Annotated in this window: 21 protein-coding genes; 11 read left to right on the top strand and 10 right to left on the bottom strand. The window is 32.2% G+C overall.

Going from position 1 to position 19,374, the window contains the following annotated elements:
- Positions 1-11: 11 nt before the first annotated feature.
- The 3 genes from DK442_RS05745 to menA are packed head-to-tail and all read right to left on the bottom strand — an operon-like array spanning position 12 to position 2,721.
- Positions 12-1,052: an o-succinylbenzoate synthase gene (locus tag DK442_RS05745; RefSeq protein ID WP_109434909.1), complete on the bottom strand. Its 1,041-nt coding sequence runs from the start codon at positions 1,050-1,052 to the stop codon at positions 12-14.
- Complete coding sequence (locus DK442_RS05740; RefSeq protein ID WP_109434908.1) at positions 1,052-1,732, bottom strand: metal-dependent hydrolase; 681 nt, start codon at positions 1,730-1,732, stop codon at positions 1,052-1,054. The genes DK442_RS05745 and DK442_RS05740 overlap by 1 nt, the downstream gene beginning before the upstream one ends.
- A 29-nt stretch (positions 1,733-1,761) precedes the next feature.
- A complete protein-coding gene (menA, locus tag DK442_RS05735) occupies positions 1,762-2,721 on the bottom strand; it encodes a 1,4-dihydroxy-2-naphthoate octaprenyltransferase (protein WP_109434907.1) in 960 nt (319 codons plus the stop codon).
- A gap of 199 nt (positions 2,722-2,920) precedes the next feature.
- Here menA and DK442_RS05730 point away from each other — a divergent pair, with 199 nt between their 5' ends.
- Entirely contained in the window at positions 2,921-4,624 is a 1,704-nt protein-coding gene (locus DK442_RS05730; RefSeq protein WP_109434906.1) for an alpha-amylase family glycosyl hydrolase, read from the top strand.
- Positions 4,625-5,072: 448 nt separating this feature from the next.
- Positions 5,073-5,438, top strand: coding sequence for a hypothetical protein (locus DK442_RS05725; RefSeq protein WP_109434905.1), 366 nt, complete (start codon positions 5,073-5,075; stop codon positions 5,436-5,438).
- Positions 5,439-5,501: 63 nt separating this feature from the next.
- On the opposite strand, the gene DK442_RS05720 is transcribed toward DK442_RS05725, so the two are convergent.
- The 4 genes from DK442_RS05720 to DK442_RS05705 all read right to left on the bottom strand — a co-directional run bounded on the left by DK442_RS05720 (position 5,502) and on the right by DK442_RS05705 (position 8,333).
- Positions 5,502-6,305, bottom strand: coding sequence for an alpha/beta hydrolase (locus tag DK442_RS05720; protein ID WP_109434904.1), 804 nt, complete (start codon positions 6,303-6,305; stop codon positions 5,502-5,504).
- Complete coding sequence (locus DK442_RS05715) at positions 6,292-7,167, bottom strand: alpha/beta hydrolase (protein WP_109434903.1); 876 nt, start codon at positions 7,165-7,167, stop codon at positions 6,292-6,294. Before DK442_RS05715 ends, DK442_RS05720 begins: the two co-directional genes overlap by 14 nt.
- Before the next feature lie 108 nt (positions 7,168-7,275).
- Entirely contained in the window at positions 7,276-7,866 is a 591-nt protein-coding gene (locus DK442_RS05710; RefSeq protein ID WP_143917363.1) for an outer membrane beta-barrel protein, read from the bottom strand.
- Positions 7,867-7,985: 119 nt separating this feature from the next.
- Positions 7,986-8,333, bottom strand: coding sequence for a 4Fe-4S dicluster domain-containing protein (locus tag DK442_RS05705; protein WP_109434901.1), 348 nt, complete (start codon positions 8,331-8,333; stop codon positions 7,986-7,988).
- A gap of 66 nt (positions 8,334-8,399) precedes the next feature.
- On the opposite strand from DK442_RS05705, the gene DK442_RS05700 reads away from it, so the two are divergent.
- The 6 genes from DK442_RS05700 to DK442_RS05675 all read left to right on the top strand — a co-directional run bounded on the left by DK442_RS05700 (position 8,400) and on the right by DK442_RS05675 (position 13,667).
- A complete protein-coding gene (locus DK442_RS05700; protein ID WP_109434900.1) occupies positions 8,400-9,461 on the top strand; it encodes an acyl-CoA reductase in 1,062 nt (353 codons plus the stop codon).
- Between the two features lie 232 nt (positions 9,462-9,693).
- The gene (serC, locus tag DK442_RS05695; protein ID WP_109434899.1) at positions 9,694-10,758 is read left to right on the top strand and encodes a 3-phosphoserine/phosphohydroxythreonine transaminase; all 1,065 of its coding nucleotides are present in this window, start codon (positions 9,694-9,696) and stop codon (positions 10,756-10,758) included.
- 42 nt (positions 10,759-10,800) lie between these two features.
- Positions 10,801-11,751, top strand: a complete 951-nt coding sequence (locus DK442_RS05690; protein ID WP_109434898.1) for a D-2-hydroxyacid dehydrogenase — start codon at positions 10,801-10,803, stop codon at positions 11,749-11,751.
- A gap of 177 nt (positions 11,752-11,928) precedes the next feature.
- A complete protein-coding gene (locus DK442_RS05685) occupies positions 11,929-12,567 on the top strand; it encodes a DUF937 domain-containing protein (RefSeq protein ID WP_109434897.1) in 639 nt (212 codons plus the stop codon).
- Between the two features lie 73 nt (positions 12,568-12,640).
- Positions 12,641-13,069, top strand: a complete 429-nt coding sequence (locus tag DK442_RS05680) for a DUF6146 family protein (RefSeq protein WP_109434896.1) — start codon at positions 12,641-12,643, stop codon at positions 13,067-13,069.
- Positions 13,070-13,145: 76 nt separating this feature from the next.
- A complete protein-coding gene (locus DK442_RS05675) occupies positions 13,146-13,667 on the top strand; it encodes a DUF6787 family protein (protein WP_109434895.1) in 522 nt (173 codons plus the stop codon).
- Here DK442_RS05675 and DK442_RS05670 read toward each other — a convergent pair.
- The 3 genes from DK442_RS05670 to msrA all read right to left on the bottom strand — a co-directional run bounded on the left by DK442_RS05670 (position 13,664) and on the right by msrA (position 15,184).
- Positions 13,664-13,963, bottom strand: coding sequence for a hypothetical protein (locus DK442_RS05670; RefSeq protein WP_109434894.1), 300 nt, complete (start codon positions 13,961-13,963; stop codon positions 13,664-13,666). The two genes, DK442_RS05675 and DK442_RS05670, sit on opposite strands and share 4 nt — an antisense overlap.
- A gap of 61 nt (positions 13,964-14,024) precedes the next feature.
- Positions 14,025-14,621 carry a GTP cyclohydrolase I FolE gene (gene folE, locus DK442_RS05665; RefSeq protein WP_109434893.1) on the bottom strand — a complete coding sequence of 199 codons (597 nt, stop codon included), beginning with the start codon at positions 14,619-14,621 and terminating at the stop codon, positions 14,025-14,027.
- A gap of 5 nt (positions 14,622-14,626) precedes the next feature.
- On the bottom strand, positions 14,627-15,184 hold the full coding sequence (gene msrA / locus DK442_RS05660; protein ID WP_109434892.1) for a peptide-methionine (S)-S-oxide reductase MsrA: 558 nt from the start codon (positions 15,182-15,184) through the stop codon (positions 14,627-14,629).
- A gap of 149 nt (positions 15,185-15,333) precedes the next feature.
- Between msrA and DK442_RS05655 the strand changes: the two genes are divergently transcribed.
- From DK442_RS05655 to DK442_RS05645, 3 genes are read left to right on the top strand one after another with little or no spacing between them, the layout of a single operon-like run.
- Complete coding sequence (locus tag DK442_RS05655) at positions 15,334-17,769, top strand: DUF5916 domain-containing protein (RefSeq protein WP_109434891.1); 2,436 nt, start codon at positions 15,334-15,336, stop codon at positions 17,767-17,769.
- 55 nt (positions 17,770-17,824) lie between these two features.
- A complete protein-coding gene (locus tag DK442_RS05650) occupies positions 17,825-18,487 on the top strand; it encodes an ABC transporter ATP-binding protein (protein WP_109434890.1) in 663 nt (220 codons plus the stop codon).
- A 5-nt stretch (positions 18,488-18,492) separates the two neighbouring features.
- Entirely contained in the window at positions 18,493-19,266 is a 774-nt protein-coding gene (locus tag DK442_RS05645) for a TIGR02757 family protein (RefSeq protein WP_109434889.1), read from the top strand.
- Positions 19,267-19,374 lie beyond the last annotated feature (108 nt).

Here is a 19,374-nt window from a genome sequence, read left to right as displayed (position 1 = left end):
ATACTCTATATTTAATTAAAAAAATCCATAGCCCAATCTTTATTTTGATCATAGATTAAAGTTCCTTGATCAACAACCAAGGGAGAATCAATATTATTGGTGTACAAACCTCCCGTACCTAACCCCTGGGGCATTTTATTTTGTAATGTGTACGTAAATTGGGCAATTGCATTCAGACCTATATTACTTTCTAATGCGCTAGTGATCCACCAACCAATATTGAGGTCTTCTGCTATTGAAATCCACTCCATAGTCCCTTTAAAGCCACCTATCAAACTTGGTTTAAGAATGATATATTGTGGTTGTATAGTTTGTAACATTTTTTTCTTTTCCGTTACATCAAAAACACCAATTAATTCCTCATCCAAAGCAATCGGCAATCGGGTTTTTTCACATAAGTTCTTCATTTCTTCGTACTGACCTTGTCGTATGGGTTGTTCTATACTATGTAAATCATAGATCGAAAGACGGTCTAATATTTTTAATGCATTCTGAGGTTTAAAAGCACCATTAGCATCAACTCTTAACTCTATTTGTTCTGGTGAAAACTGTGATCTTATATAGGATAACAAATTTAACTCAGTTTCAAAGTCGATAGCACCGATCTTCATTTTTATGCAATTAAATCCCTGGTTTAATTTATCCACTATTTGCTCACGCATAAATTCTTTGGTTCCCATCCAAATGAGTCCATTAATAGAAATATCATCTTGGTTTAAAGTAAATTTTGAAGGAAATAATACAAACGGAGAATCACTATGCAGGGATTTAAAAGCCATTTCTACTCCAAATTGAATACTAGGAAATTCGATCAACTCTTCCCATAATTTATCCACACCTAAATGTATATGCTCACAAGTCCATTTAAGTTTTTCTTCATAATCAGATCGATCATCTATACTTAATGTTCTTAGAATACCACATTCTCCTACCCCATTTTTCATTCCATCTATTAGAGTTATAAACCATGTTTCCTTAGTTTTCAAAACTCCTCTGGAAGTACCACTTGGTCTTTTAAACTCCAGAATATGTTTATGGTATTTAGCGATCATTATAATTCAATGCTTGAACCTATTTCTAATAACATAAGATCTTTATTTCTTTCAAAAAACTTTCGTTTTGCTTCATCATGATCAATTTCTATATATCCAAAGGTATCATAATGTACTCCTAAGATTTTATCACATTCAACAAAATCGCTGGCTATAATAGCATCATCAACTCCCATGGTAAAATTATCACCAATCGGTAATATTACTAAATCTAACTTTGTATACATTGGAATTAGTTTCATATCCATTGTTAAAGCAGTATCTCCAGCAATATAAATGGTCTTGTGCTCTCCTTCAATTATAAATCCACCAGGTTGTCCTCCATAGGTTCCATCAGCAAAACTACTGGTATGAATAGCATTAACATACTTCACTTTTCCAAATTCAAAATTCCAATTTCCCCCATGGTTCATAGGATGAACCTGAATACCTCGATTTTGATAATACATAGCTATTTCATAATTAGAAACGATTGTTGCATTATTATTTTTAGCTATAGCTTCTGCATCAAGAACATGATCTTCATGTGCATGTGTAAGTAGGATATAATCAACTTTTATATCATCGATAGCTATTTTATCTTTTGATAGTGGGTTTCCAGATATAAACGGATCAATTAATATATTGATATCATTAATCTTAACAAGTAGGGTGTTCTGCCCGTAAAATGTAATTTTCATGTGTGAAATACTTTTAAGTAATACGAAAATTATAAAATCTGGCCGAGACTGAACAAAATAGAAAGCAAAAATGTTGTTAAAGCTACTTTTTTAAGTTCTGGATCCAATAGTTCTGTATTTTTAGTATTGATCACTTTTTTGATATGTATCAATAAAGGAATAAATGATAAAAGAAATAATAAATTTACCCAATGATCATAGGTGAGTAAAAGATAAAGCAACATGGATAGTATAGCAAGTATTAGTAATGAAAGGTGGTATTTCTTTGCACGATTGATCCCTAATTTTACAACAAGTGTATTTTTCCCTGCTTTTTTATCACTATTATGATCTCTCATATTGTTAAGGTTTAATACCGTTGCACTTAATAATCCAATAGTTATGGCAGGAAGAAAAATAAGAAAACTTAAATGCTTAGTAAATAAAAAATAACAACCTACCACACTTACCAATCCAAAAAATATAAATACAAAAATATCTCCTAGTCCTTTATATCCATAAGCAGAACTACCCATGGTATATTTTATAGCTGCGACGATAGAAGCTAATCCTAAAAGAAAAAAGAATATTGAATACAAAAAATTGGCTGCTCCAAAGGAGACATAAATCAAAGCAATAGATACTCCTAAAGTTATTAAAGCAGTAATTATGATCCCTCTAAACATTTCTTTTTTAGAAATTGCTCCACTTTGTAAAGCTCTTTGCGGGCCAACCCTATCCTCATTATCCGTTCCTTTTACTCCATCTCCATAATCATTAGCAAAATTAGAAAGTATTTGTAACCCTAAAGTAGTAGCTATAGCAAGCCAAAAAATTTCAGATAAATAAAATTTTGGACAACCAAAACAGCAAAAAAAACCACCAGATTCTAACAGTGATGCTTCTAGAAGCCACCTATGTCCCAAGGCAGAACCTACAATTATTCCAGATACCGATAAGGGTAATGTTCGCAGACGTGCAGCCGAGATCCAGGCTTTAATTTTGGTCATTCTTGATCATTTAGATCCCAAAGGAACAGTATTTTCCTAAAAAAATAAAAATAATTCACATCAATTCTTCACATTCATAGTTCGTTTATCATAATAACACCAAATTGTTTTGATTCCATTTTTATTAATTTCGCAATTCTTCTTCCCCATATTTTTATGAGACTTTTTATAGATTAGCACTTTAAACCACCACATACTTATGAGACATATAATAATTATCGCTTTTCTATTTTTATTTGTTACTGCTGGATGTAATAATGATTCAAAAAAAGAGAAAAACACTACATCAACTACCTCAAATGATAATATTAAAAAGCCAAATACTTCAAAAACATTACCATTCATTTGGGAAGGATCTAATGTTTATTTTTTACTTACCGATAGGTTTAACAATGGAAATCCTAATAATGATGAATCTTTAGAAAGAACAAAAGAAACAGGAAAACTACGAGGTTTTGAAGGAGGAGACATCAGAGGGGTTATTCAAAAGATAGAAGATGGATATTTTAAGAAACTGGGAATTAATGCTATTTGGTTTAACCCTGTGGTAGAACAAGTACATGAAAGCGTGGATGAAGGAACCGGAAACACATATGCATTTCATGGGTATTGGACAAAAGACTGGACTAAGATTGATCCAAATTTTGGTACGTATAAAGATTTAAAAAAATTAATTGAAATTGCCCATAAGAACGGAATACGAATACTCATGGATGTCGTATTGAATCACACTGGCCCTGTTACAGATAAAGACCCTGTATGGCCAGATAATTGGGTACGTACTTCTCCAAAATGCGCTTTTAAAGATTATAAAAGTACAGTTGCTTGTACATTGGTAGAAAATCTTCCGGATGTTAAAACAGAAAGTGATGAAAATGTAGGATTACCCGCCATACTATTAAACAAATGGAAAAAAGAAGGAACATTAGAAATAGAACTTGCAGAAATTGATGTTTTCTTCACTAAAACTGGCTTAAAAAGATCTCCTAAGAATTATATCATTAAATGGTTAACAGATTATGTTAGAGAACTAGGAATAGATGGATATCGTGTTGACACAGTTAAGCATGTAGAAGAAGGTGCATGGAGCGTACTAGCAGAACAAGCAAAACTAGCGTTTGCAGAATGGAAATCTAAAAACCCTGATAAAATACTTGACGAGAATGAATTTTATATTATTGGCGAGCTATATGGTTACGGAGTTGATGGAAAACGATATTATGATTTTGGAGATAGAAAAGTAGATTATTTTGCTAATGGATTTGATAATCTAATCAATTTTCAATTTAAATATGATGCTGCTCAGAAGGATTATGAACAATTATTTAGCAAATACAGTACCATCCTTAATACAAATTTAATCGGAAAAAGTGTGATGAACTATATTAGTTCTCATGATGATTCACAACCTTTTGATAAGGACCGCACTAAAACATACGAATCTGCCACCAAGCTTTTATTAACGCCTGGTATATCGCAGATATATTATGGAGATGAAATAGCAAGACCTCTTATTATTGAAGGGACCAAAGGCGATGCTACCCTTAGATCTAATATGAACTGGGATTCAATCTCTAATAGTAATACCAAATCTTTGTTGATTCACTGGCAAAAATTAGGAGTATTCAGAAAAAACCACCCTGCTATTGGAGGCGGAAAACACAAAATGATTTCAAAATCACCTTATGTTTTTTCTAGAACATACAATAAAAACAACATTTCTGACAAAGTTGTGGTAGCTTTAGATCTTCCTAAGGGAGAAAAAACAATAAAAATTGATTCTATTTTTCCAGAAGGAATGTCTTTAATTGATCAATATTCTGGTATCGAAGTAAATGTTTCTAAAGATTCTGTTAGAATCAATTCTGATTACAATATCATTTTATTAGAACCCAAAAAGTAAGCTGTCAATAATTGCTTAAGGTAGAATTTCATTGTGTCTCAAGCAGTTTTTGATTTAATTTCAAATAAAAAATTAGATTCTTATTCTCATTACGTAATGGTATAAGAAGAACTTACCTCCTTAGGATAAGGAGGTAAGTGTTGGGGAAAACAAAAAAAGTAAGGGAAAAATTGTAATTGGAATACTTTTCAAAGATAAAGAGGTTTGGAGCATATACGGTTACGGTTTTACCTCAAACTTTAGCCGGAATAGTAGTATTGATTGAAGTAATAGCTTTTAAATATCTGAAAAACAGTATTTTACACAAAAACCGAGTCAATTGTTAAAATATCTTAAATAAAAAAAACAGTGTTAAATTAAATAAATACTCATAATTGATTTCTCATAAGTGAGGAAAAATTTAAATTTGCAATCATTAATAGTTAATCATCTTTATAATTTTACCCTTTTGGAAAATAAAAAAGCAAACAAGTTAGTCGATAAAATTATTGAAGACCTTGGAAAAACAGGTATCAATTCAGACACATTAATTGATGATCTTAAAGAATTAAGAACATATGCTCTAGAAGAACAAGTGCCTCTTGTAGTAAAAGTGCTTAGATATACTTATGAGCATATAGAAGAGAATGATTCGTTTCTTATACCTATCCCTGATGATGAACCAATTGATGAAGAAACCACATCCTCTGATAACGATACGGTTAAAGACCCAGTAGAAAGTCTTAAATACCTTATTTCTTTGACTAAAAGTCTTAATAACAAGATGAATATATCAGATTTAAAAGATTACCGAGATGCTTTAATGGCACACTAAAGAATTAAATCTAATTTTCTTCTTTACATTTAATATGATTTCTAAAAAAATGATTAATTAGTATTAGTCATTTTTTAGAATTTCATTTATTGTACTACGGTACGTATTAAATTCTATTAGATTATTATGTTCACCTCCTTTAATCGTTATCATTCTTTTATTAGAAATAGGGATACTTTTAAAGAGGCGTTCTCCTGATTGGTAAGGCACAACCTTATCCTCTGTCCCATGATATACGGTTATATCACAACTTACTTTCTTAACAAAAACATCTGATGGTAAATTGTACTTTAATATAAAACTAACAGGAAAATAAGGAAACCAATGTTCTGCAACATCTTTAATATTGTAATAAGGGGTTTCTAGTACCAAATGATTTGGATTGTTTTCTGAAGCCACTTTTACTGCAATTCCTGTACCTAGTGATCTACCATATACTACAATTTGATTTTCAGGATATATGTTTTTTACATAATCATAAAACAATTGAGCATCCTTATACAATACCTGCTCACTAATCTTACCCGTACTTTTTCCATATTCTCTGTAATCCATAACTACTACATCATATTTTTTTTTCACAAAAAAAGACGCAATGTTACCCCAACGTTTCAGGCTTCCTTTATTTCCGTGGAAATACAAAATAACTCCTTTAGGGTTTTCTGTAGTAAAATGAATTGCATTAAGCTGATTACTATCATTAGTTTTAAGAAAAAACTCATTAAAAGGGTCTTCGAATTGAAATGTATAGTTATTAGAAAGCTCTTCTGGTTGAAAAAGAATTTTCTCCTGAAAACAATAAAGCAGTAAAAGAACAACACCATAAAAGCAAACACCATATAGGAATATATTTCTAAGCTTCTGCATTTAGTTTCTTTGAAGAATGCACAACCCCTATACTAGTCTCAGAAAGATTTAAACGTCTCATTTTAGAATTAATAATTTCTCCAAGCATCTTGTGATAAGATTCAAAATTATTAAGGTTTTTATGACCTCCCCCTATTACAGTATATAAACGGGTAAGTTTAGGTTTGATTTTAGATAATTTAATACTGGATTTAAACGGAATCAATTTATCTTGGGTTCCATGTATAATATGAATAGGACAATTTACATATTTAAGCCATTTATAGGTTGGTATAGGATAGCGCATAATCAGTGAGACAGGCATAAAAGGAATAAACTTTGCGGCTACTTTACTCAAACTATAATATGGAGCATCTAGAATTAACATTTTAGGATTATTTATAGATGCTAATTTTGCAGCAAACCCAGACCCCATCGATCTACCATATAAAATAATGTATTTCTCATCTACTTTTTCTTTCATAATATTATACACAAATTGCAGATCTCGTTTAATAGCTTTTAGTGAACGTCTACCAGTGCTTTTACCAAAACCTCTATAGTCTAGCATAAAAACATCATATCTATGTCTAGTGAAATCCACTGCAAACTTCCCCCACCCTTTTATACTTTTAGAATTTCCTTTTAGATATAAAACAATTCCTTTTGGATTGTCTACTTTAAAATGAAGTCCATTTATTATTGCTCCATCTCTTGTTTCTATATTATACTCCTCTACAACTTGATTATTGTAATGAAATTGAAAATCCTTATCTAGTTTTTCTGGTTTAAAAATGAAATACTCTTGTAAATAATACAGGGCTACACTTGCAACAAAGTATACTGCAAGAGTTATAATTATTATATATCCCCAATTTGACATCCAATTATCCTTTTTGTAAGTAACTAATTTACAAAAAATTAAATAGATATGTGCCTATAAAAAATCCTGCCGAAGCAGGATTATAAAGTTTATTCTAATATATTAATATTAACGTCTTGCATCATAGATTCTAAATCGAACTCCCACTCTTGCGTAAATATCAAAAAACTTACTATCTGTATCAGTAATATTATCCACAAAATCATTCATCACACCAACTTCTGCTATGATATCAAACATTTCACCAACCATTTGAGAAAAACCAGCTCCGTATACTCCGCCAATAATTAATTTCTCATAAGCATCATCCTCCAGTTCAACACCACCAACTTCAAATTTTGTATTTACTCTAAATGAAGGACCTACATTAATGAATCCTCGAAATCTATCTTTACCTTCTCCGGTTAGATATCTAAATTTTGGATTAAATCCTACTTGTAATGTCTCTGCATCACCAACTCCTTCTATTTCACTAGTACGTTGTAAAAGGTCTAAAGAAAAAACAATACTGGTTCTAGCTCTCACTCCCATCACATATCCATATCCTGCATTAACAAAAAAACCAGTGCCTCCAGAGGTTTCACCTTGATCAAGGTTTAATTTAGAAAAGGTTGCTCCAGCAGAAACCTCCCATCTATATTGTCCATAAGAAGTAATAGAGATTGTTGCAAATAAGATAAAGAAAACTATTTTTTTCATAATTTCATGTTTTGATTTGAGGTTGTATTTAATGGCGAAAGTACTAAAATTTGAAAAATGACCATAAAAAAACCTGCCAATAGACAGGTTTTTATTATTTTTTTCCAAAAAACAATACATTATTTATGCATGAAACTTTGTTTCTGCAATAAAAATTCTTCAGTTTCTACTATATCTTCATCTGGTACACAGCAATCCACAGGACATACAGCTGCACATTGTGGTTCTTCATGAAAACCTTTACATTCAGTACATTTATCAGGTACTATATAATATAATTCATCACTAACAGGTTCTTGTGCCTCATCAGCATTTACCGCTTTTCCTCCAGGAAGAACCACATCACCTTCTAAATCTGTACCATCAGAATATCTCCAATCATCAGCTCCTTCATAAATTGCAGTATTTGGGCATTCTGGCTCACAAGCACCACAGTTTATACATTCATCCGTTATTATAATTGCCATAGCTCTTTTTTATTCTAAATTTGCAAGACAAAAATAACTCCTAAACTAGTGATAAACAAATAAGAAATGTTATTAAATGATCGTATCAAAGCTTTTTCTCAATTAGGAAAGTTTCTTAGTCAATTCAAATCTACTGGTTACGAGAAAGTTAACTCTGTTATTCATACCAATGATTTTTTTGATGAAATGACCCACAAGATTACCAATGCAGTCCACCATAATGGATGGTTTACAGAAGAAAATGTTCTTTTTTCTATACAGCAATGGAGTAATCTCTTAACAGAAGAGAATTTATTGGACTGGGTTTCTCACTATGAATTAGACGAAATTAATTCAAAAACTATAGGAATTATTATGGCTGGTAATATTCCATTGGTCGGGTTTCATGATTTCCTTTCTGTTCTTATTTCGGGACATCGAGTCTTGGTAAAACAATCTTCTAATGATAATCAATTATTACCTCTTTTATCTTCATATCTTATTGCCATAGAGCCAAATTTTGAGACCTACATTTCTTTTACAAATGAAAAGTTTAAAAATTTTGATGCCGTTATTGCTACAGGTAGTAACAATACTTCGAGGTATTTTGAACATTATTTTGGTAATGTCCCTAATATCATACGTAAAAATCGAAATTCTATTGCAGTACTAACAGGAAATGAGACGACTCAGCAACTTGAAGCTCTCGGAGAGGATATATTTAGATATTTTGGTTTAGGATGCAGAAGCGTGTCTAAATTAATGGTACCTAAAGGCTATGATTTTGATGTTTTTTTTAGAGCGATATACCCATATCAAGATATTATCAAAGGGGCAAAATATGCTAATAATTATGATTATAATAAAGCAGTTTACCTGATGAGTAACTATACATTATTAGAAAATGGTTTTTTGATGATTAAAGAAGATGAAAGTTATGGTTCTCCTATTGCAACATTATTCTATGAAACTTATGAATCAAATGAATCCCTATCACAAAAACTAGAGCTCGATAAAGAAAAAATACAGTGTATTGTAGGTTCTAATTTACCTTATGACACTGTTGATTTCGGAAAAACTCAACACCCAAAGCTTTCAGATTATGCCGATAGTATTGACATTATTGAATTTTTGACAAAAATTAATTAAATAATTTATCATTTTGACAATGAATTTGTATTAGATTATTAGCACCTTTGTGGTGTTTTTTCAACCCTATTTTATAGGAGTCAAAACACTATTAAATAATACTATTTATCAACATTAAAAACTACTGATGAAACCGAAGCGATTAGAACAACTATTATCAAATTTTGTAAAAGGTGTTTTTGATCGTTAAAGAAGATTCCATGTGGCCATTAAAAACAATAAACATTAGCACATGAAAAAGCATAATTTTAGCGCTGGACCCTGTATTTTACCACAAGAAGTATTTAAAGAAGCTTCTCAAGCTATTCTAGATTATAATAATTCAGGCCTTTCCATTATCGAAATTTCACATCGTAGTAAAGATTTTGTTGACGTAATGGAAGAAGCTCGTAGTCTGGCTTTAGAATTACTAGGTCTGGAAGGTAAAGGATACAAAGCACTATTCCTTCAAGGAGGAGCAAGTACCCAATTCCTTATGGTAGCGTATAACTTATTACAATCCAATGCCGGATATATGAATACTGGTAGCTGGAGTGACAAAGCAGTTAAAGAAGCCAAACTTTTTGGAGAAGTAATAGAAATTGCATCTTCTAAGGATAAAAACTTCAATTACATTCCAAAAGGATTTGAAATACCCGAGAATTTAGATTACATACACTGTACCAGTAACAATACAATTTTTGGAACTCAAATTAAAGATTTCCCTGTATCAAACGCTCCACTTATTTGTGATATGAGTAGCGATATATTCTCTAGACAATTAGACTTTTCACAGTTTAGTCTTATTTATGCGGGAGCGCAAAAGAATATGGGACCTGCAGGAACAACTCTTGTCGTTGTAAAAGAAGATATTCTTGGTAAAATAGAAAGACAAATTCCTTCTATGTTAGATTATCAAGTTCATATTAGCAAAGCGAGTATGTTTAATACTCCTCCTGTTTTTGCAGTATATGTTTCAATGCTTACACTTAGATGGCTTAAAAAACTAGGTGGTATAGCCGCTATAGAAGAGTTAAATGAGAAAAAAGCAAAACTTATTTATTCTGAAATAGACTTAAATCCATTATTTAACGGATTTGCTGCAAAAGAAGATCGTTCAAATATGAATGCTACATTTACACTCGTTAATGAAGATCTTAAAGAAACATTTGATGCGATGTGGAAAGAAGCTGGAATTAATGGGGTGAATGGACATAGAAGTGTTGGAGGATATAGAGCCAGCATGTATAATGCAATGACTATGGAAAGCGTTGCCGCTCTTGTTGATGTAATGGGAGATTTAGAACGAAAAGCATAACACCCGGGAGATTTAAAATAAAAAAAACAAGATTTAGAAATAATGAAAGTATTAGCAAACGACGGAGTATCACAAAGCGGAATTGAAGCCTTGGAAAAAGAAGGATTTGAAGTCTTGACTACGACAGTAGCTCAAGATCAATTAGTAGATTATATTAATGAAAATCAAGTTTCGGTATTACTTGTTCGTAGTGCGACCAAAGTAAGAACTGATATCATTGATAACTGCCCTTCTCTTAAGATTATTGGCCGTGGAGGTGTTGGTATGGACAATATAGATGTTGCCTATGCCCGTGAAAAAGGATTACATGTAATTAATACTCCAGCAGCATCTTCTGGATCTGTTGCAGAATTAGTATTTGCTCATTTATATGGTAGTGTTCGTTTTTTACACGATTCTAACCGTAATATGCCTTTAGAAGGTGACAGCAAATTCAAAAATCTTAAAAAAGCATACGGAAGTGGTATCGAACTAAGAGGGAAAACCCTTGGAGTTATAGGTATAGGACGAATTGGACAAGCAACTGCCAAAATAGCTATCGGAGTTGGAATGAATGTAATAGCATACGATCCATTTATTGAAGAAATAGAAATTCCGGTAGATTTCTTTGACGGGCAATCTTTAACCTTCAAAATTAAAACTGTTTCTAAAGAAGAAGTTTTAAAACAAGCTGATTTCTTTACCTTACATGTTCCAGCACAAAAAGAATATGTTATCGGAAAACCAGAAATCGAGCAAATGAAAGATGGTGCAGGTATTATTAATGCCGCTCGTGGAGGAGTAATCGATGAAGTAGCATTAGTAGATGCTTTGGAGAACGGTAAATTAGGTTTTGCTGGTCTTGATGTATTCGAAAACGAACCTAGCCCTGCAATAAAAGTATTAATGAACAATAAAATATCATTAACACCACATATTGGAGCGGCTACAGGAGAAGCACAAGATCGTATTGGACAGGAATTAGCTGAACAAATTATTAAAATCTTGAATTAATTATAATTATATAAGTGTTAACGCTAAAAGGTCATTTCAGAAACTGAAATGACCTTTTTTTGTATTTCATCCTGCGAAATGGTCTTTCATCTATTTTTGACCAAAATAAAATGATTGGCTTTATAAAATTCTACTAATAAAAGATGTAAATTTAGATTCACAAAAACTATAACAACTATGTCTGGAATTTTAGAACTCTTAAATAGCCCTATGGGCAAACAAATTATTGATGGTGTAAGTTCACAAACGGGACAATCATCTGATAAAACTAGTGGACTATTGAGTATGGCCATGCCCGTGCTAATGGGAGCAATGCAACGTAATGCTTCTACCCCAGAAGGTGCTTCTGGTTTATTAAATGCGCTTTCTGGAAATCATTCTGGTGGTATCCTAGATAACTTAGGAGGTTTGTTTGAAGGTGGTGTTGATCAAAGTGTAACCAATGATGGTGCCGGAATTTTAGGTCACATCCTTGGTGGGAAACAACCTGCTGTTGAAAACGCTCTAAGTCAAAAATCTGGAATAGACGCTGGTTCTGTTGGACAGATTCTAAAAGTAGCTGCTCCAATTCTTATGGGAGTATTAGGAAAACAAGCTTCACAGAATAATGTTAGTGATGCTAATGGTTTAACAAGCTTATTAGGAAATATGTCAGGTGCTGCAAAAGGTTCAAAAGAGCAATCTTTGATTGAATCTTTTCTAGATGCCGATGGAGATGGTAGTATCCTTGATGATGTTGCCGGTATGCTATTAAGCAGTGGAGGAAAGAACAAAGGTGGCCTTGGAGGACTTCTTGGAGGGCTTTTTGGCAAATAATACAATCCTTAAATAATGGTTAAAGCCGAAGGTAATTCTTCGGCTTTTTTGTAATTTCAAATAAATTGGAATAATGAAAAGCCTTATTTACACCATCATAGTAGCCTTTTTGATTATTGGCTGTGCTTCTACTGATACCAAAACCATGGATGTAGCTTCTGCAGATACAGGTTCTGATACCATAAGAATTGCAAATGATAGCTTAGAGTATGAAATCATAATTATAGAACCCGGATTTAATGCATGGCTTGTCACTCAAAGGCCCAGGGGGTTTTATGGAGAAAACTTTTTAGAATCCAGAAATCGTATATATGTTAACGAGTTTAATCAACGAGTACTACAACCTCAACGATTTAATGCAAACTTATATTTTCAACAAATTAATTATGAACCTAACATTCATTATGGATACGAAGTAAATTATCTTCTTTATAATTACTTCTTGTTTTTTGAACAGCGTTATCGACAAAGATTTATTGTTTCTAGAGGTAATAGATTTTAAATTACCTAACCTAAAATTTATCAGTTTACTATAGAAAATATATTGTTTAGTTTAGCTTTAATTGTATTTTTGCCCCATGCAAAAGTTTAAAGAACGATGGGAAATAAAATCTAGTTGGCAACTAATATTTCCAATGCTAGGATTACTTAGCTTGATATTCTCGGGATATCTTATTGCAAAATATATTCTGGGGTTGATAGATATCTCCAAAACCGATAGTATTTACTTTGGTTTGCTCTCTGCAATTACAATTTTATTATCATCTCTACTCCTTTTTATTACTTTAAAACTTTTTGGTGTTCTTGAAACCAGATGGAGTGTCAACTATAGATGGGAACTTATTGCTATTTTTATGGTTTTTGCTATTACCGGTTCAACAGCTGCAAGAGTCTCAGATCCTATACTCTCATTTTTGAGTTTATCCAAAGAAACTACCAATGGTTGGATATATTGGCCTATTAGAATCCTACTCGTCTTTCCGATATATCAGGTACTGCTTCTTATAGTAGGGTGGATATTTGGCCAATTTAAATTTTTCTGGAATTTTGAGAAAAAAATGTTAAGCAGAATGGGGTTTGCTCGTTTTTTCAAGGATTAAGAGATATCTAAATCGATAATTTTATTCACTTTTTCTTTCTTAATTACGTAACTATATACCCACATTATTGTAAAAGATGGTATAACATCTAATCCAGGTAGCGCTTCTTCTACAAAAGTAAACACTCCTGCTGCTTTACCCATATTACCTTTATACATTCTTGTCATAAGCCATCCTGCCAAGGGCGCCCATAATACATCAGCAAATTCTCCAATTCCAGGAATTATATAGCTAACCATTCCTAGTCCGTCAAAAAGTAAACTAAGTCCTAATTTTTTGTACTTATCTTTTGCCATACATTTAATTGTTTTAGGTTTAATATACAATAAATAAAGCAAAGAGTATTCCAAAAAATAATTATCCTAGATCGGCAGTTATTAATCTTAAAAACTCTGTTCGGGTTTCGATTTTTTCAAATTGCCCTCTAAAACCTGAAGTCGTAGTCACAGAATTTTGTTTTTGTACACCTCTCATCATCATACACATATGAGAAGCTTCGATTACCACTGCTACACCTTTTGGTTTAAGAGTATCATTAATACATTCAAGAATATCATGTGTTAATCTTTCCTGTACTTGTAATCTTCTGGCAAAAACATCAACAATTCTTGGCAATTTACTTAAACCAACAATTTGACCATCAGGAATATAAGCGATATGTGCTTTCCCAAAAAATGGCAACATATGATGCTCACATAATGAATACAGCTCAATATCTTTTACAATAACCATATCATCATAACCTTCTTTAAACATTGCTCCTTTTAATATTTCTGCCGGGTCTTGATGGTATCCTTGGGTAAGAAATTGCATAGCTTTAGCAGCTCTTTCTGGAGTTTTAACAATACCTTCTCTATTTACATCTTCTCCAAGGTCTTCTATAATTGATTCAAATTTTTGTTTTACTTCTTCAGTTACTTTTATATTGTATTCTTCAAAATTCTTATATGGCATAGTACTTAATTCTCTATTTCTTTTTTCAATTTGTTTTTAAAGGTAGTATATAATTTGTTAAGTTTTGGATCAATTACAAATTGACAATATCCCTGACTACTGTTTTGATTGTAATAATTTCTATGATATTCTTCTGCATTATAAAATGGTCCTAATTCGGTAACTTCTGTTACTATCGGATTATCAAAAATACGCTCCTTATTTAACTCTTCAATTATCTTTGTCGCAATTTCTTCCTGATCCTTATCAACATAAAAAATAGCACTTCGATATTGTGTGCCTTTATCAGCTCCTTGACGATTTAGTGTCGTCGGGTCATGAGTAGTAAAAAAGATTTCTAATAGTTCTTTATAGCTTATATGTTCTGGATTATATTCAACTTTAATAGCCTCTGCATGGCCAGTTCTTCCTGTTGTAATCTCTCTATATGCCGGGTTTTTAATGGTTCCTCCTGTATATCCAGAGATGACTTGATTAACTCCTTCTAAACGTTGAAAAACAGCTTCTGTACACCAAAAACATCCTCCTGCTAAAACCGCAATTTGTGTAGTATTTTCTCCCATAGTAATGTTAAAAACATTTTTTTGTTTAACAAAAATACGTCTATATTAAACATTTTTTATTCTTTTTAACTTTTCGTTAGTATGCCGTCTCCTAATACAAAGTTAGTTTTGCACATAACTCAAAAAAGTAAGGTTTTTATTACGATTTCATGAATTTACAACTACGCTCCAATACTTGTGTATTAGTTTTATTGTTTTTTATTTTACATTCTTTTGCACAGGAAAGAAAAGAAATTAATGCCCAAAGAATTAGTAATCCTCCCAAAATTGATGGTATTCTAGATGATGATGTTTGGAAAACAATTCCGGCAAATGGAGGGTTTCATATGTGGAGACCTGGAAATGAAGGAGAAATACCTCAAAACTTGCAATCTGAAGTAAAAATGGCTTATGATAATAAAGCCGTTTATTTTGCCGCATATTTACATGATGATCAAGTAAATAGAATGTTAAAACAATTTAGTCAGCGAGATAATGTATTTGTTCAGGCCGATTTTTTTAGCATTGGTATAAATACGTATAATGATGGTATAAATGAAACCCGATTTTTTATTACCAGTGCGGGAACTATTGGAGATGCAAGAGCTGATCAATTTGATGAAGATTTTAGTTATAATGTAGTTTTTGAAGCTAAAGTTTCATTTGATGAAAAAGGCTGGTACGCAGAATTCAAAATTCCATATAACGCATTACGATTTCCTGAAGTCGATGTACAAGATTGGAGTATAAATTTTTATCGAAGACTACAAGGCCGTAACCAAACACATACCTGGAACTTTATTGATAATAAAGTTGGACAACAAACGCAATACAATGGCCTGGTAAAAGGTGTTGAGAATATAGATCCTCCTGTTAGACTTACTTTTTTTCCTTTTGTCCAAGGTTTGGTTTCTCATTTTGATGGAGAGACTGAAACTGATTTTAGCGCCGGAATGGATGTAAAATATGGATTGAGTGATAGTTTTACTTTGGATGCCACATTAATTCCTGATTTTGGACAAGCTTCTTTTGATGAAGTCCGACTTAATCTAGGGCCGTTTGAACAGACTTTTGGAGAAAATAGACAATTCTTTACAGAAGGCACAGAACTGTTCAACAAAGGCGATATTTTCTTTTCCAGAAGAGTTGGAGGAGGTCCTTCATCATCTATATCAGATGATGATCTCAATGAAAATGAAGTTGCAGAAGATGCTCCTTCAAAAATAAATTTACTGAATGCTTTAAAAATTTCAGGAAGAACTAATGGTAATTTGGGTATTGGTTTTTTTAATGCAATAACAGAAAAAACAGAAGTACGAATTACAGATACAATTACCGGTTCTGTCCGTAATGAAGTGGTGGAACCTTTGGCAAACTACAATATATTTGTTTTGGATCAACAGTTTAATAACAATTCTTCTATTTCATTAATCAATACAAATGTTACCCGTAATGGAAGTAAATTTAGAGATGCTAATGTAACAGGTTTAGCATGGAACCTTGCCAATAAAACGAATTCATATCGCTTAACCGGAAGAACGATCGTAAGCCAGGTAAATCTGGCAGATGAAAACATTGGTGGTTTTTCTTCAGAACTTGACTTTGATCGCATCAAAGGAAGATTTAGATATGGATTTGGCCATGATCTTGCGAATAAAACCTATGACGTTAATGACTTAGGGGTAAACTTTAGAAATAATTTTAATAATTTTAGAGTTAATGCGTCATATGAGATTTTTGAACCTCAAGGTATTTTTAACAGGTATCGTATCAATGTTTTTGCAAGACATCAACGCTTATATGATCCTAGTGTACAAACCCAAAACTCCATAGGGCTCAACTCCTTTTTTGTAACTAGAGAACGCTTTGCTTTTGGAGCCAGAGGATCTTATAATTCTAAGAATCAAGATTATTTTGAACCTAGAGTAGATGGAAGATTTGTGACATTCAGCCCTAGTGCCGGTGGAAGAATATTTGTTTCGTCTGACTTCAGGAAAAAATTTGCTTACGATATTAGTGCAGGTACAAGACAATGGTTTGGAGATTCACAAAAAATTTATAGAGTAGAAATTTCTCCCAGATACCGTTTTTCAGATAAATTATTGTTAATCTGGAGATCAGAATACTTTAACAGACCTAAGAACTTTGGGTATATTGATGATAATGATGTTGATGTATTTCTGGGACAACGGGATATTATATCCTTAGAAAACTCTCTTAGTGCTAGTTATAATTTTGATCCTTTTAAAGCAATCAATTTACGTTTTAGAAATTTTTGGAGTACAGCTGACTATTCTGATAATGTATTTTTTATTCTTAATGAAAATGGCTCAAGATCACGCACTAATTATGACATATCAGAAAACAACCCTAATACAAATTTTAATATCTGGAACCTGGACCTGAGTTTTAATTGGCGTTTTGCTCCCGGTAGTGAAGCTACACTACTCTATCGCAATCAAATATTTAATGATGATGAATTATCTACTCTAAATTATACGCAAAGTTTGGATAATCTTTTTAGCCAACCTATACAACATACATTATCTTTAAGAGTAGTATATTTTCTTGATGTGAATAATTTAAAACGTTCTTCTAAAGGATAATCTTGGGGATTCTATGGATATTGATTACTTTCACTCCATCAAGTCAAAAAAATAGATGATTAAGGCAAATAATATTCATAAAAATTATGGAGATCTTCATGTACTTAAAGGGGTAGATCTTCATATCAAACAAGGAGAGATTGTATCAATTGTTGGTGCTTCTGGCGCAGGAAAAACGACATTATTACAAATTTTGGGCACATTAGATCGAGTTAGTGAAGTACAAAAAAGTAACTTACTAATTAATGAATCAAATATTAATTCATTATCCCAGAAACAACTTTCAAAGTTTAGAAATGAACAGCTAGGGTTTATCTTTCAGTTTCATCAATTATTACCAGAATTTACTGCTCTGGAAAATGTATGTATCCCTGCTTTTATAAAGAAAACTCCAAAGGCAGAAGTAGAGAAACGAGCAAAAGAGCTTTTAGACTTTCTTGGTCTTTCTGATCGTTACAACCACAAACCCAGCGAACTATCTGGTGGTGAACAACAACGTGTAGCCGTTGCGAGAGCACTAATTAATAATCCAAAAGTTATATTTGCAGACGAACCTTCTGGAAACTTAGATAGTGAAGCAGCAGAAAATCTACATAAATTATTTTTTAAACTTAGAGACGAATTTGGTCAAACTTTTGTAATTGTAACTCATAACCAGGAACTAGCTGATATGGCAGATAGAAAACTGGTCATGGTGGATGGTAAAATTGTTGGATAATCCAGGTGAAAAAGTTAAATAAAACCGAGCTTAAAGAATTTCTTGATGAGAAAGCTACTTTCTATGAACAACCAAAATTTATAGAAACCGATCCTGTACAGATACCCCATCTCTTTACAGAAAAAAAGGATATTGAAATATCGGGATTTTTAACAGCCACTATTTCTTGGGGAAATCGCAAAAGTATTTTAAATAATGCTCATCGGTTAATGAACCTCCTAGGGCACAGTCCTCATGATTTTATTATGAGTCATACAGAAAATGACCTGCAAAGCTTAGAAGGTTTTGTACATCGCACCTTTAATCATATAGACCTCTCCTATTTTATTACAGCTTTACATTATTTATATACTAAATTTGATGATATGGAGAGCTTTTTTAAGCAATTTGCTTCAGAAAACACACTCCAAAATGCTATTCATGAATTTAAAAAAGAATTCTTTAGTCTCCCCCATCAATCTAGAACCGAAAAACATATTAGTGATCCTCATAAAAATTCTGCCGCTAAACGCATTAATATGTTTCTGCGATGGATGGTACGCGATGCTAAAGCTGGTGTTGATTTAGGAATATGGAACAAGCTCTCTTCTTCTCAATTATCATGCCCATTGGATGTACATTCTGGAAATGTAGCTCGAAAACTGGGGTTATTAAAACGCAAACAAAATGATGGAAAAGCATTGTTACAATTGGATACAAAACTTAGGACATTAGACCCTATGGACCCGGTTAAGTATGATTACGCATTATTTGGTCTTGGTGTATTCGAAAAATTCTAAGTTTAGATTCATTCTAAAGAGTAATGTTAATTTTACGTTGTAAACATTCTAGTGATATTTCTTTAATAAACATAAAACATCTTCGTAAAGTAATTCAGATAGAGCCTG

Source organism: Aquimarina sp. AU119, assembly GCF_900312735.1.
In the GTDB taxonomy this organism is placed as follows: domain Bacteria; phylum Bacteroidota; class Bacteroidia; order Flavobacteriales; family Flavobacteriaceae; genus Aquimarina; species Aquimarina algiphila.
The sequence above is the reverse complement of the archived record's forward strand: the minus strand, read 5'-3'. Positions and strand labels throughout refer to the sequence as shown.